This is a genomic window from Streptomyces sp. NBC_00569, assembly GCF_036345255.1.
GTDB lineage: Bacteria > Actinomycetota > Actinomycetes > Streptomycetales > Streptomycetaceae > Streptomyces.
The window spans coordinates 7,370,395-7,384,315 of record NZ_CP107783.1 but is presented as its reverse complement, the minus strand read 5'-3'; the positions used below and the strand labels follow the sequence as shown (position 1 = coordinate 7,384,315).

At 71.6% G+C, this 13,921-nt stretch carries 14 protein-coding genes; 7 read left to right on the top strand and 7 right to left on the bottom strand.

Translation table 11 applies throughout. The features are described 5' to 3' along the window. Positions 1-81 precede the first annotated feature (81 nt). Both OHO83_RS33215 and OHO83_RS33210 read right to left on the bottom strand, forming a co-directional pair. Positions 82-1,245 (bottom strand): hypothetical protein, encoded by a 1,164-nt coding sequence (locus OHO83_RS33215; RefSeq protein ID WP_329435738.1) that lies wholly within the window; start codon positions 1,243-1,245, stop codon positions 82-84. Next, positions 1,242-2,192 carry a 5-dehydro-4-deoxyglucarate dehydratase gene (locus OHO83_RS33210; RefSeq protein ID WP_330280156.1) on the bottom strand — a complete coding sequence of 317 codons (951 nt, stop codon included), beginning with the start codon at positions 2,190-2,192 and terminating at the stop codon, positions 1,242-1,244. Before OHO83_RS33210 ends, OHO83_RS33215 begins: the two co-directional genes overlap by 4 nt. A gap of 230 nt (positions 2,193-2,422) precedes the next feature. Here OHO83_RS33210 and OHO83_RS33205 point away from each other — a divergent pair, with 230 nt between their 5' ends. Next, positions 2,423-3,232: an NAD-dependent epimerase/dehydratase family protein gene (locus tag OHO83_RS33205; RefSeq protein ID WP_330280155.1), complete on the top strand. Its 810-nt coding sequence runs from the start codon at positions 2,423-2,425 to the stop codon at positions 3,230-3,232. A 9-nt stretch (positions 3,233-3,241) separates the two neighbouring features. Here the strand turns inward: OHO83_RS33205 and lysA are convergent, their stop codons facing one another. Beyond that, positions 3,242-4,582 carry a diaminopimelate decarboxylase gene (gene lysA, locus OHO83_RS33200; protein ID WP_330280154.1) on the bottom strand — a complete coding sequence of 447 codons (1,341 nt, stop codon included), beginning with the start codon at positions 4,580-4,582 and terminating at the stop codon, positions 3,242-3,244. A gap of 14 nt (positions 4,583-4,596) precedes the next feature. Next, complete coding sequence (locus OHO83_RS33195; protein ID WP_266669181.1) at positions 4,597-4,899, bottom strand: SAV_915 family protein; 303 nt, start codon at positions 4,897-4,899, stop codon at positions 4,597-4,599. A gap of 429 nt (positions 4,900-5,328) precedes the next feature. On the opposite strand from OHO83_RS33195, the gene OHO83_RS33190 reads away from it, so the two are divergent. The 6 genes from OHO83_RS33190 (at position 5,329) to OHO83_RS33165 (ending at position 11,583) form a co-directional block, all read left to right on the top strand. Beyond that, positions 5,329-6,090, top strand: a complete 762-nt coding sequence (locus OHO83_RS33190) for a DeoR/GlpR family DNA-binding transcription regulator (protein WP_330280153.1) — start codon at positions 5,329-5,331, stop codon at positions 6,088-6,090. Between the two features lie 86 nt (positions 6,091-6,176). Then, entirely contained in the window at positions 6,177-7,547 is a 1,371-nt protein-coding gene (locus tag OHO83_RS33185; RefSeq protein WP_330280152.1) for an ABC transporter substrate-binding protein, read from the top strand. Continuing rightward, positions 7,544-8,479 carry a carbohydrate ABC transporter permease gene (locus OHO83_RS33180; protein WP_266669187.1) on the top strand — a complete coding sequence of 312 codons (936 nt, stop codon included), beginning with the start codon at positions 7,544-7,546 and terminating at the stop codon, positions 8,477-8,479. Before OHO83_RS33185 ends, OHO83_RS33180 begins: the two co-directional genes overlap by 4 nt. Then, complete coding sequence (locus OHO83_RS33175) at positions 8,476-9,306, top strand: carbohydrate ABC transporter permease (protein WP_330280151.1); 831 nt, start codon at positions 8,476-8,478, stop codon at positions 9,304-9,306. The genes OHO83_RS33180 and OHO83_RS33175 overlap by 4 nt, the downstream gene beginning before the upstream one ends. Next, a complete protein-coding gene (locus tag OHO83_RS33170; protein ID WP_266669191.1) occupies positions 9,303-10,292 on the top strand; it encodes a zinc-dependent alcohol dehydrogenase family protein in 990 nt (329 codons plus the stop codon). The genes OHO83_RS33175 and OHO83_RS33170 overlap by 4 nt, the downstream gene beginning before the upstream one ends. Before the next feature lie 73 nt (positions 10,293-10,365). Then, on the top strand, positions 10,366-11,583 hold the full coding sequence (locus tag OHO83_RS33165; protein ID WP_330280816.1) for a TerD family protein: 1,218 nt from the start codon (positions 10,366-10,368) through the stop codon (positions 11,581-11,583). A 220-nt stretch (positions 11,584-11,803) separates the two neighbouring features. On the opposite strand, the gene OHO83_RS33160 is transcribed toward OHO83_RS33165, so the two are convergent. The 3 genes from OHO83_RS33160 to OHO83_RS33150 all read right to left on the bottom strand — a co-directional run bounded on the left by OHO83_RS33160 (position 11,804) and on the right by OHO83_RS33150 (position 13,907). Beyond that, positions 11,804-12,031: a CarD family transcriptional regulator gene (locus tag OHO83_RS33160; RefSeq protein ID WP_116502770.1), complete on the bottom strand. Its 228-nt coding sequence runs from the start codon at positions 12,029-12,031 to the stop codon at positions 11,804-11,806. A gap of 143 nt (positions 12,032-12,174) precedes the next feature. Beyond that, entirely contained in the window at positions 12,175-13,194 is a 1,020-nt protein-coding gene (locus tag OHO83_RS33155) for a 1-aminocyclopropane-1-carboxylate deaminase (RefSeq protein ID WP_330280150.1), read from the bottom strand. Between the two features lie 62 nt (positions 13,195-13,256). After that, entirely contained in the window at positions 13,257-13,907 is a 651-nt protein-coding gene (locus OHO83_RS33150) for a GntR family transcriptional regulator (protein WP_266669195.1), read from the bottom strand. Positions 13,908-13,921: the final 14 nt, after the last annotated feature.

Below are 13,921 nucleotides of genomic sequence, written 5' to 3'. Positions count from 1 at the left end.
ACCCCGCCCCTGGTTACGCACGCGCACCTCGTGTCCCCTCCGTAGGAAGCGTCGATTGTGGTGCGCGGATGGTAACCGCTTTCAGGCGAGGTCCGACAGGGCCTCCGCGATCAGTTCCAGGTCGCTGTCCGACGCCAAGCCCGCGTGATAGAGCCGCAGTTCGGTGGCGCCGAGTCCGGCGGCGCGCCGGGCGTCGGCGGCGAGCGTGCGGGGGCTGCCCCCCATCCCGGCGACCACGGTGAGGTTGGCCGCCACCACTCCCCTGCCCTGAGCGGCGAAGGGGGCTGCCAGCTCCGCGCCACCCGTGCACGGGACGACCACGCCGTCCGCGACCGCGAGGATGTGCGCCGGGTCCACGCCCGCGTTCGCGCCGCAGTGGTACGACTCCGGATCGGCGTGCAGCAGGATCCGGAAACCGTCCGGGGCCTGCGCACGGACCGCGGCGACGGCGTCCTCCTGGAGGCCACGGGCGACGCCGTCGCGCCACGCGCGCGTGCCCGCCGCCGCGCGCGCCCCGAGCAGCTTCTCCACTGCCGCCCAGCCGGCGTCCGCAGTGCCGTAGCCGCGCCACAGGGGTTCGAGGGCGCGCCGGACGTCGGCCGCCAGCTCGTCGGCGTCCAGCCCCTGTCGGCCGTATCCGTCGCGGCACGACGGGCAGAAGCAGAGCGACATCAGGTACTGGCCCGCTTCCCCCAGACCGACGCCCGCCGTCTTGTCGTGGGCGTGCAGATGCGCGAGCCCGTACCAGCCGAGGGATTCGAGTTCGGTGCCCTGCGCGCCGGGCCGCACGGCCGCCTCCGCCGCCAGGTCGACGAGGTACGCGCGCGTGGCGGGCTGTGCGATGCAGGGGGCCCACGGGTAGCGGTCGCCGTAGGCGTTGACGACGGAGGTGTCCGGACGTTCCGCGCCCAGGCGGGAGTTGTGGGCGAGGACGACCCAGGTGTGGACGTCGAGCCCGGCGTCGGCGAGTGCCTCGGCGGCCTGCCCGAAGGCGTCTCCGGGGGCCCAGTCCCCCGCCTCGTACGGCCGCAGGTCCCGGCCCCGCCAGCGGTCGCCGGGCGGGTAGAGGACCGCGGCGTGTTCGGCCGTGACGACGCGGTGGCTCGGGTGACGGGGCGTCAGGGCGCGGGTGGAGTGGTAGGCAGAGGCCAGGGTGACCTGCTGGACGCCGAGGCCGGCGATGCGGCCGGCGGCTTCGGGGTCGCCGTTGACGTCCCAGGGGTAGACGAAGGCGGATGCCCTCACGCCCGGCCCCCCGTCTCCGCCAGGAGCGCGCGGCCGCGCTCGACGATGCCGGCGAGCCGCTTGACGTGCTCGTCGGCGGGCTCGTGCAGGGGCGGGCGGACCTCGCCGACGTCGAGGCCGGTGAGCCGGACGCCGGCCTTGACGAGGGAGACGGCGTAGCCGCGGCCCTCGTTGCGGAGTTCGACGAGTGGCCGGTAGAAGCCGTCGAGGAGGCGGTTGGCGGTGGCGTCGTCGCCGGTGCGCAGGGCCGTGTGGAAGGCGAGGGCGATGTCGGGCGCGAAGCAGAACACGGCGGACGAGTAGAGACCGACGCCGATGCCGCGGTAGGCGAGTCCGGTGAGTTCGGCGGTGGGCAGGCCGTTGAAGTAGAGGAAGTCGGTGAGTCCCTCGGCGCGTACGGCGCTGATGGTGCGCTGGAGGAGGTCGAGGTCGCCGAGGCCGTCCTTGAGGCCGAGGATCTTGGGGTGCCGGGCGAGCGCGACGACGGTCGCGGGCGTGAACACCGCGTTGTCGCGCTGGTAGACGATGACCTCCAGGGAGGTCGCGTCGGCCAGCTCCGAGTAGTGGCGCAGCAGACCTTCCTGGCCGGCGACCACGAGATAGGGCGGCATCGCGAGGAGCCCGTCGGCTCCTGCTTCCTCGGCGAGACGCGCGTAGCGCACGGCGAGGGCCGTGCCGTACCCGGCGCCCGCGACGACCGGCACCCGCCCCGCGGTCTCCTCGACGGCCGCGGCCACGCACGCCTGGAACTCCTCGGGGGTCAGGGCGTGGAACTCGCCCGTGCCGCAGCACGCGAAGACCGCGGCGGCGCCGGCCTCGACGCCCTGGCGCACATGGGTGCGGAAGGTGTCGAGGTCGAGGGTGCCGTCGGGCCCGAAGGCGGTGACCGGGAAGAACAGCGGCCCGCTGGGGATGCTGAGTCGAGCGGCGAGAGGGGCTGACGTCACGGGCTCTCCCTTGGCGTGCACGGTTCTGATTTGCGTCTATATTTCTGAACACGCTCACGCTAATCCGCCCCCAGGGCGTGGGTCAAGCACGCTAACTCGCATCCCGGCAGCGGATTTCGAGCCTTCACGGGAGACTTGACTCCGCCCGGCGGCAATCTTTAGCGTGTCCACGGATGTGAATGCCGTGCATGAATGCGGCCATCTGGCTGACTATTCGAGGAGACTCCCGCATGCCCGCTCCCCGCACCGTCCTGCTCACCGGAGCCGCCGGCGGCCTCGGCACCCTGATGCGCGGACTGCTTCCGGCCTACGGCTACGAGCTGCGCCCCCTCGACGCCCGGCCGATCGAGGGCGAGCCGGACGCGATCACGGCCGACCTCGCCGACCGGGACGCCCTGCGCGAGGCCGTGCGCGGCGTCGACGCGATCGTCCATCTCGCGGGCATCTCCCTGGAGTCCACCTTCGACAAGATCCTCAAGGCGAACATCGAAGGGCTCTACAACCTCTACGAGGCCGCGCGCGAGGAAGGCGTGCGCCGCATCGTGTTCGCCTCGTCGAACCACGCGATCGGCTATACACCCCGCCCCGCGGACGGCGACCCCCGCGTGCCCGTCGACACGCTCCGCCGCCCCGACACCTACTACGGCCTGTCGAAGTCGTTCGGCGAGGACCTCGCGCAGTTCTACTGGGACAAGTTCGGCCAGGAGACCGTGTCCGTGCGCATCGGCTCGTGCTTCATGGAGCCGACGAACGTACGGATGATGTCCGTGTGGCTGAGCCCGGGCGACGGCGCGAGGCTCTTCGACGCCGCGATCAGGGCCGAGGGCGTCGGGCACACCGTCGTCTACGGCTCGTCCGACAACACGCGCGTGTGGTGGGACCTGTCCTCCGCGCGGGCGCTCGGTTACGAACCGCAGGACGACTCGGAGCAGTTCGCCGAGAAGCTGCTCGCCGAGTTCGGCGAACTGGACCCGGAGAACCCCGATCACACGCGGATGGGCGGGCACTTCGTGACGAACCCGCCCATCTGGCCTTACTGAGGCCGCGGTTCAGAGCCCTATGTCGCGGCTCCTGAGGTCCTCCGCCGACTCGCGGCGCACCAGGAGCCTGGCCCGTCCGTCCGCCACGGCGACGACGGGCGGCCGTCCCACCAGGTTGTAGCCGGACGCCATCGACAGGTGATAGGCGCCCGCCACGGGCACGGCGAGGAGGTCGCCGGGCCGTACGTCGTCCGGCAGCGGTACGTCCGAGGCGAGGACGTCGCCCGCCTCGCAGTGCCGCCCGACGACCGTGACGGGGCGCGTGGCCGCCGTGGAGCGCCTGCCGACGAGACGGGGCGCGTAGCGGACGCCGTAGAGCGCGGGCCGCGGGTTGTCGCTCATGCCTCCGTCGACGGCGACGAAGACGCGGGCGCCGGTGCGCTTCACGGCGAGCACCCGGTACAGGACCACTCCCGCGCGGGCGACGACGGCGCGGCCCGGCTCGACGGCGAGGCGCGGCACGGGCAGGTCCGACTGGGCGCAGGCGTCGGCGAGTTCGCGGCGCACGCGGCGGGCCAGCTCCGGCACGTCGAGCGGGTGCTCGCCGGGCCGGTGGGCGACCGCGTGGCCGCCGCCGATGTCGAGCTCGGGCAGCGTGATCCCGTGCCGGTCGCGGATTCGGGCCATCAGGCCGACGAGGTGCCGTACGGCGACGACGTACGGCTTCACGGTGTCGATCTGCGAGCCGATGTGGCAGTGCAGCCCCGTCAGTTCGAGCCCCGGCTGCTCGACGAGGCGTGTCACGGCGTGCATCGCGGAGCCGTCGGCGATGGACAGGCCGAACTTCTGGTCGTCCGTGCCGGTGCGGATGGCGGCGTGCCCGCCGGCGGCGACACCTGGCACGACGCGCGCCATGACACGCTGCCGGGTACCCCGGGGGACGTACGCCGCGAGGCGGGCTATCTCGGAGGTCGAGTCGACGACGATCCGCCCCACGCCGTGCCGCAGGGCCGCGCGCAGGTCTTCGGGGCTCTTGGCGTTGCCGTGGAAGACGATCCGCTCGGGCGGCAGGCCGGCGATGACGGCGAGTTCCAGCTCCCCGGCCGAGCACACGTCGAGCCCGAGGCCCTCCTCGTGGACCCAGTGGACCATCGCGCGGCACAGGAACGCCTTGGCCGCGTAGAGGACGTCGGCGCCGGGGAAGGCGCTGCGGTAGGCGCGGCAGCGTTCCCGCACGTCCGTCTCGTCGAGCACATAGACGGGAGTGCCGAACTGCTCTGCCACGTCGGGAAGTTCGACCCCGGAGACGGTCGGGTCGCCGTGCGGTCCCCGCACGGTGGTGGCGGGCCAGACGGAGAGATCGTCGGGCGACTGCGCCGGGACGGCGGTGGCTACGGTCGTGACGGCCATGTCGACGGCCCCCTTCAGCCGCGGTGGCCGGCGGACGCCGCCGCCGGGCGCGGGTCGACGGTGAGCTCGGTGACGCCCACCGGTCCCGTGAGGGCCCGCAGGGCGGGTTCGGCGAGCCTGATCCACGGCTGGCCGGGGCCGAGCACGTCCACGAGGAGGCGCTCGCTGGTGAAGCCGACGGCGGTGCGGCCACCGCGCGCGGTGCGGAAGAGGCGGGTCGCGCAGGTCCCGGGTCCCGGCCGGACGGGGACGAACAGGGGTCCGGCCGGGGTGGGTTCGCAGGGCTCGGCGTCCTCGGCTTCGATGCGGTCGTTCACGGCTGCTCCTGGGTGGTGACTGAAGAGTGCTGACGGAAGCGTGCTGACGCATCAGCGCTTCGGCAGTGACGTTATGCCCGCCCGACCACACCCCGGCCCCGTCCATGACGCGCTGTTGACGCCTTCTCGGCACTCCTTGACGCAAAGCGAACGCGGCAGGCGGGCAGCGAACGGGCGGCCGCGGCGCCCCGAACGGGCATCTCCGTGCCCGCTTGCGCGCACCGCCCCAGGTCCGCGACGGGCAGGCGCCGGTGCGAACGGGCACAGTCGGGCAGCATCGGACGGGTAACGAACCTGGTCACGGCCGCGGGCCCGCTGTACAAATTTCCCAGAGTCACCGCACGGGCCCGAACGGGCGGCGGCACCGGACACCGGGCAGGCCCCACGGCCCGGGACGCACAGCCAGGACCGCACAGAGAGGTGCACAGCATGAGCGCGGAGGAACGCCAGCGGGAGATCGTGCGCGCCGCGCGCCGCAGCGGCTCCGTCGACGTCACCGTGCTCGCGGCCGAACTCGGCGTCGCGAAGGAGACCGTGCGGCGCGACCTGCGGGCCCTGGAGGACCACGGCCTGGTGCGGCGCACGCACGGCGGCGCCTATCCCGTGGAGAGCGCCGGGTTCGAGACGACGCTCGCCTTCCGGACCACCATGCACGTCCCGGAGAAACGCCGGATCGCCGCCGCGGCGGCCGAGCTGCTCGGGGACGCGGAGACCGTCTTCGTCGACGAGGGGTTCACGCCCCAGCTCATCGCCGAGGCCCTGCCGCGGGACCGGCCGCTCACCGTGGTCACCGCGTCGCTGGCCACGGCGGGAGCGCTCGCCGAGGCGGAGAACACGACGGTGCTGCTGCTCGGTGGCCGGGTGCGGTCCGGCACGCTGGCCACGGTCGACCACTGGACGACGAAGATGCTCGCCGGGTTCGTGATCGACCTGGCGTTCATCGGCGCCAACGGCATCTCGCGCGAGCACGGCCTGACCACGCCCGACCCCGCGGTCAGCGAGGTCAAGGCGCAGGCCGTGCGGGCCTCCCGGCGCACGGTGTTCGCGGGTGTGCACACCAAGTTCGGGGCGGTCAGCTTCTGCCGGTTCGCGCCGGTCTCCTCACTGGAGGCGATCGTGACCAGTACGCAACTGCCCGCGTCCGAGGCTCACCGCTATGCGTTGCAGGGGCCCCAGGTCATCCGCGTCTGACACCCCTGACTGCGTACGCCAGCGGGTTCCGCACACCTCGGCGTACCCCTTTTCTCCCTTTTCGCCATATACGTTCAGGAGCATTCATGCGAACCCAGAGCCGACGGAGGCCGCGCGCGCTGTGCGCCGCGGCCGCCGCAGGGACGCTGCTCGCCCCGCTGCTCTCCGGTTGCTGGGCCGGTGCCGGCGGGACCGGCTCGGGCGGTGACTCCATCAACGTCCTGATGGTGAACAACCCGCAGATGACCGAGCTGCAGAAGCTGACCGCCGCGCACTTCACCAAGGAGACCGGCATCAAGGTGAACTTCACCGTCCTGCCGGAGAACGACGTCCGCGACAAGATCAGCCAGGACTTCGCCAACCAGGCGGGCCAGTACGACGTCGCCACGCTGAGCAACTACGAGATACCGATCTACGCCCGCAACGGCTGGCTGCACGAACTCGGTTCGTACGCGCGCAAGGACACGGCGTACGACGAGCGGGACATCCTCGAACCGATGCGCGAGTCGCTCACCGGGGACGACGGGAAGCTCTACGGCCAGCCGTTCTACGGCGAGTCGTCCTTCCTCATGTACCGCAAGGACGTCTTCGCCAGGAAGGGCCTGCGCATGCCCGCGCACCCCACCTGGCGGCAGGTCGCCGACCTCGCCGCGAAGGCGGACGGCGCCGAGCCCGGGATGAAGGGCATCTGCCTGCGCGGCCTGCCCGGCTGGGGCGAGCTCATGGCGCCGCTGACGACGGTGGTGAACACCTTCGGAGGCACCTGGTTCGACAAGGACTGGAAGGCGCGGCTCACCTCGCCCGGGTTCGAGAAGGCGACCCGCTTCTACGTGGACCTCGTCCGCGAGCACGGCGAGTCCGGAGCGGCCCAGTCCGGCTACGCGGAGTGTCTCAACAACCTCACCCAGGGCAAGACCGCCATGTGGTACGACGCCACGGCCGCCGCCGGTTCGCTCGAATCGGCGAAGTCCCCGGTCAAGGGCAAGATCGGCTACGTACCCGCGCCGGTCGACAGAACGGAGAGCTCGGGCTGGCTCTACACGTGGGCCTGGGGCGTCCAGAACGCCTCCCGCAACCCCGACAAGGCGTGGAAGTTCGTCTCCTGGGCGTCGGGCAAGGGCTACGAGAACCTGGTCGGCAACGAGATCGGCTGGTCGAACGTGCCGGCCGGGAAGCGCGCCTCGACGTACACCAACCCGGAGTACCGCAAGGAGGCCGCCGCCTTCCAGGACGTGACGCGCGCCGCCATCGAAGGGGCCCGCCCCCGCGACCCGGGCGTCCAGCCGCGGCCCGCGCCCGGCATCCAGTTCGTCGGCATCCCCGAGTTCACCGATCTCGGCACCAAGGTCTCGCAGGAGATCAGCGCGGCCATCGCCGGACGCCAGTCGGTCGACACGGCCCTGAGGAAGTCCCAGAAGCTCGCCGACGAGATCGCGAAGGAGTACGAGGGACGATGACCGCGACCACGACTGTTCCCGTCGCCCACGCGCGCGTGGGCACCGCCAAGTCCCCCGGCCGGCTGCGCGCATGGGCCACCAGGGCCCCGCTCCTGCCCGCCCTCGTGTTCATGATCGTGGTGACCCAGCTGCCCTTCGTGGCGACGCTGGTGATCTCGTTCTTCGACTGGAACGCCCTGTATCCGGACGCCCGCCGCTTCACCTGGTTCGCCAACTACGGCGAGGTGCTCACCGACCCGGACCTGCGCAGGTCCGTCCTGACGACGATCCTGCTGACCGCGACGGTCGTCATCGTGAGCCTGGTCGTCGGACTCGGCCTCGCGCTGCTCCTCGACCGGAGGTTCCGCGGCCGCGGCCTCGTGCGCACGCTCCTCATCGCGCCGTTCCTGCTGGTTCCCGTCGCTGCCGCGCTGCTGTGGAAGCACGTCCTGTACAACCCCGAGTACGGGCTCCTCAACGGCCTGCTGCACTACGTCGGCGGCCCTCAGCCCGACTGGATCTCCAACACCCCGCTGCTCGCCGTCGAGACGGCCCTGGTGTGGCAGTGGACGCCCTTCATGATGCTGATCCTGCTCGCGGGCCTCCAGTCGCGCTCCCCCGAACTCATCGAGGCGGCCCGGATGGACGGCGCGGGCGGCTGGCAGGTCTTCCGGTATCTGACGCTGCCCCACCTGCGCCGCTACCTCGAACTGGGCGCCCTGCTCGGCTCGGTGTACATCGTGCAGAACTTCGACGCCGTCTTCACGATCACCTCGGGCGGCCTCGGCACCGCCAACCTGCCGTACACCGTCTACCAGAGCTTCTACCAGGCCCACGAGAACGGCCTCGCGTCGGCCGCCGGCGTCCTGGTCGTCATCGGCTCGATCATCATCGCGACGTTCGCGCTGCGCGTGGTGTCGTCGCTGTTCCGCGAGGAGGCGTCGCGCGCATGAATCTCCGTCCACCGCGTGTGAAAGGGCTCGGGCTCGTCGCCTGGCTCGCCGGCATCCTGTTCTTCCTGCCCATCGCCTGGATGGTGCTGACGTCCTTCCACTCGGAGGAGAGCGCCGCCACCAACCCGCCCTCGTTCGCGGCGTCCCTCACCCTCGACGGCTACCGCGACTTCTTCGGCACGACGGGCGGCGCGAGCCCGTGGCCCGCGCTCGTCAACTCGACGGTGGCGTCGCTCGCCTCGACGCTGCTCGTCCTGGTCCTGGCCCTGCCGGCCGCGTACGCGCTGTCGATCCGGCCCGTGAAGAAGTGGACCGACGTCCTGTTCTTCTTCCTGTCGACGAAGATGCTCCCCGCCGTTGCGGGCCTCCTGCCGATCTACCTGTTCGCCAAGAACACCGGGATGCTCGACAACATCTGGCTCCTGGTCATCCTCTACACGTCGATGAACCTGCCGATCGCCGTGTGGATGATGCAGTCGTTCCTCGCCGAGGTGCCGATCGCGGTCATCGAGGCCGCGCGGATCGACGGGGCGCGTCTGCCGACCCTCCTCGCGCGCGTGGTGGCCCCCATCGCCCTGCCGGGCATCGCCGCGACGGCACTGATCTGTTTCATCTTCAGCTGGAACGAACTCCTCTTCGCGCGCGTGCTCAGCGGTGTCGTCGCGCAGACCGCGCCCGTCTTCCTGACCGGCTTCATCACGAGCCAGGGCCTGTTCCTGGCCAAGGTGTGCGCCGCGTCCCTCGTGATCTCCCTGCCGGTACTCGCCGCGGGATTCACCGCCCAGGACAAACTGGTCCAGGGCCTGTCGTTGGGAGCTGTGAAATGAAGGCCGCCGTCATCGAGTCCGTCGGCAAGGCAGTGGTCACGGAGGTCCCCGACCCCACGCCGGGGCCGCGCGACGTCGTCGTGGAGGTCGCGGCGTGCGGGCTGTGCGGCACCGATCTGCACATCCTCCAGGGCGAGTTCGCGCCGACCCTGCCGGTGGTGCCCGGTCATGAGTTCGCGGGCGTGGTCGTCGGCCTCGGGCGTGACGTGCGCGAGGTGTCGATCGGCGACCGCGTCGCCGTCGACCCTTCCCTCTACTGCTACGAGTGCCGCTACTGCCGCTCGGGCCACAACAACCTCTGTGAGCGGTGGGCCGCGATCGGCGTCACCACCGCGGGCGGCGCCGCCCGGTACGCCGTCGCGCCCGTGGCCAACTGCGTACGCCTCCCCGACCATGTCCGCACCGAGGACGCGGCCCTCATCGAGCCCCTGTCGTGCGCCGTGCGCGGCTACGACGTGCTGAACTCACGCCTCGGCTCCCATGTCCTGATCTACGGCTCCGGGACGATGGGCCTGATGATGCTGGAGCTCGCCAAGCGGACCGGCGCCGCGAGCGTCGACGTCGTGGACCTGAACGCGGACCGGCTCGCCACCGCCCGGAAGCTGGGTGTCTCGGGCTCCGGGGCGAACGCGGACGAGCTCGACCGTCCGCAGGGCTGGGACGTCGTCATCGACGCGACGGGCAACGCGGGCGCGATCCAGGACGGACTCGAGCGGGTCGCGAAGGCGGGGACGTTCCTCCAGTTCGGCGTCGCGGACTACGCCACGCGCGTGTCCATCGACCCGTACCGGATCTACAACCAGGAGATCACCATCACCGGCTCGATGGCCGTCCTGCACAGCTACGAGCGGGCCGCCGAGCTGTTCGCGGGCGGTGTCCTCGACCCGGACGTGTTCATCAGCGACCGACTGCCCCTCGACGCGTATCCGCAGGCGCTCGACCAGTTCGCGTCCGGGGTGGGGCGCAAGATCGTGGTGGTGCCGTGAGCCATCAGTGCGAAGTCATCGGCAGGTAAGGGAACGGCAAAGCGGTATCGCTCGTTACCCCGGCATGACCGCTATGACCCCCGGCTCGAACATCCCGCTGTCCACCGCCCGCGTGGCGGTGGACGTCGCCGCCCCCGTGCGGCTCGACGTCTCGGGCCTGCTGCTCACCGCCGACGGCAAGGTGCGTTCCGACGACGACTTCATCTTCTACAACCAGCCCTCGGGCCCGGGCGTGACCTACCGCTCGGGCGGCGGCACGGCACCGGACGCGATCGTGGTGGACACGGCCGCCGTGCCGCCGGGCATCGAGAAGATCGTCGTCACCGCGAGCCCGGACGCGGCCGGCCAGACCTTCCAGGGCATCGAGCCCACGGCCACGATCAGGGGCGTCGACGACGGCTCCGTGCTCGCCACGTTCACTCCGCCGCAGCTCGGCACCGAGACGGCCCTCGTGGTCGTCGAGATCTACCTGCGCAACGGCGCCTGGAAGGTGCGCGCGGTGGGCCAGGGCTATGCGAACGGCCTGGCGGGCATCGCCACGGACTTCGGCGTGAGCGTCGAGGAGCCCGCGGCCCCGGCCCCGGCGCAGCCCGCACAGCCCGTGCAGGCCATGCCCGCGCCGACGACTCCCCCGGTCGACCCGCGCGTGGCGCCGCCCGCGCCGGCCCCGGCGGTCCCGGCCGCCGCGCCCGCGGCCCCCGCTCCCGGCGCCGGGAAGATCAATCTGGACAAGGGGCGCGTCAGCCTCCAGAAGAACCAGACGGTGTCCCTGGTCAAGGGCGGGCAGCCGCTGCTCTCGCAGGTCAAGATGGGTCTCGGCTGGGAGCCCGCGTTCCGCGGCAAGGACATCGACCTGGACGCGTCGGTCATCGCCTTCGGCCCCCAGCGCAATCACGTGGACAGCTGCTACTTCGGCAAGCTCTCGATCGTGAACGGCGCGATCAAGCACTCCGGCGACAACCTCACGGGCGAGGGCGGCGGGGACGACGAGGTGATCGTCGTCGACCTGGGCCGGCTCCCGCAGGAGGTGACGGGCCTGGTGTTCACGGTGAACTCGTTCTCGGGCCAGAAGTTCACCGAGGTCGCCAAGGCGTACTGCCGCCTCATCGACGCGGCGACGGGCGAGGAGCTGGTCCGCTTCGACCTGACGAACGCGGAGGCGCAGACGGGCGTGATGATGGCGAAGCTGATCCGCCAGTTCTCCGGCGAGTGGGACATGACGGCCATGGGCGACTTCGTGAAGTCCCGGACGGTACGCGGCATGGTCAAGCCGGCGGCGCAGGCGCTCTGAGAACGGCCCGGCGCGGGCTCCCCGAGGACGGCAACCCCTCTCTCATGGGAGCGAGGGGTTGCCGCCGGGATCCGGGACGTCACGAGGGGTGACGGGCGGACACGGCAGAGGCGGCCGACGGCACGGAAACCCGCGCTGCCGACCGCCTCATGGCGTCAGCCTCCGAAGCCGTGGACACGACCCCCGAATCCAGGGCGCCGGTTCCGAAGCGTCGGATACGTCAGAGCTTGGACAGCTTGGAGAACGGGCTCAGGAATCGGCCCTGCTGCCCGGCGAAGTCGATGAGCACGGCTTCGTCGCCCTCGACCCCGATGATCCTGCCGAGGCCGTACTGATCATGGGAAACGCGGTCGCCCACGGCGAACTGCTCGACCGGCGGAGCGGGCTTTGCCGGAACGTTGAAGGGGCTGCCCGGAAGGTGGCGGCGCGTACTGGGGGGCCTTGTCATTCAACGAGTATGCGCCCCGCGCACCCGCGGACACCACGCCTACGTCCTCACACTTCGGTGACGATGTCCGTGGAACACCCCTCGCGACCTGCGCTCACCTGCGCCTGAGCGCCTCCGGAACGGGCTTTTTGCAGCGACGCAGATCACTGGAACAACGCGCTGTAGCCGTTCAGGGCGGGCTGGCCGCCGAGGTGGGCGTACAGGACGGTCGCGTCGGGGCCGACCTCTCCCCGGGCCACCAGGTCGATCATCCCGGCCATCGACTTTCCCTCGTACACGGGATCGGTCACCATGCCCTCGGTGCGGGCCGCCAGCCGCATCGCGTCGAGGGTGATCTCGTCGGGGACCCCGTACGTCCCCGCGTGATAGCGCTCGTCGAGCTCGACGTCGTCCTCCGTCAGCTCCCTCCGTACGCCGATGAGCCGGGCCGTGCCCCGGGCGATCCGCAGGATCTGCTCGCGGGTGCGGTCCGGCTCGGCGGAGGCGTCGACACCGAGGATGCGGCGGGGGCGGCCGCCGGACTCGACGAGCGCCGCGCATCCCGCGATCATCCCCGCCTGGGTGGACCCGGTGACCGAGCAGACCACGACGGTGTCGAAGAAGATGTCCAGCTCCCGTTCCTGCTCGGCCAGTTCGAAGGCCCACTGGGCGAAACCCAGGCCGCCGAGGCGGTGTTCGGAGCACCCGGCGGGGATCGCGTACGGGCGGCCGCCCGCCTCCTCCACCTCGCGGACCGCCTGCTCCCAGCTCTCCTTGACGCCGATGCCGAACCCGGCCCGCACCAGGCGCACGTCCGCGCCCGCGAGCCGGGAGATGAGAATGTTGCCGACCTTGTCGTAGACGGAGTCGGGCCACTCGACCCAACTCTCCTGCACGAGCACGCACTTGAGTCCCGCGCGGGCCGCGACGGCCGCGACCTGGCGGGTGTGGTTGGACTGCACCCCGCCGATCGACACCAGCGTGTCGCAGCCCTGCGCGAGCGCGTCCGCGACCAGGTACTCCAGCTTGCGGGTCTTGTTCCCGCCGTAGGCGATCCCGGAGTTGCAGTCCTCCCGCTTGGCCCAGAGGGCGGCGCCGCCGAGGTGCGCGGTGAGCCGGTCCAGCGGGTGCACGGGCGAGGGGCCGAAGAGCAGGGGGTAGCGCTCGTACGCGTCGATCGTCACGGGACCTCCCGGGGTCGGTTTCGGGGTCGCGGGTGCGGGGACCCGCCGTGTGTGCCGGCCGGCTACGCCTCCTCGTCGGCCAGTTCCTCCAGTACGCGCCAGATCTCCGTCGTGATCCGTACCGCGCCCGTCACGTCCCCCGCGGCACAGGCGTCGATGAGGCGGGCGTGCGGCTCGGCGGAGCCGCACGCGGCGCCCTGGCCGAAGCGGCGCCGCTCCAGGCGGCGGATGAGGGGCGTGTACCGGGCGACGGTGTCCGCCGCGGCGCGGTTGCCCGAGACGCGGACCGGGACGCCGTGCAGCTCGTCGTCCGCGCGCAGGGCCGCGTCCACGTCACCGGCCGCGACGGCGGCGGCGAACCGCCGGTTGGCCTCGCGCATCGCGTCGGTGTCGGCGCGGGTGAGCCGGGGCACGGCGGTGCGGACGGCGAGTTCGTGCATGGCGCGTACGACGGCGGCCGCGTCCCGGACGTCGGCCGCCACCAGGGGGGTGACCCTGGTGTGGCTCTGCGGCTTGGTCTCCAGGAGCCCCTCGTCCACGAGCCGTGAGAACGCCGCGCGGACGGGCGCGCGGGACAGGCCGAGGAGTTCGGCGAGATCCGCGTCACGCACGACCGCGCCGGGCGCGATGTCCCCGCCGACGATGGCGTCACGGATCGCGGTGCACGCCTGGTCTCTGAGGAGGGTGCGCTGCACCCGTCGGATGGCCGCCATGAACTGAAATGTTA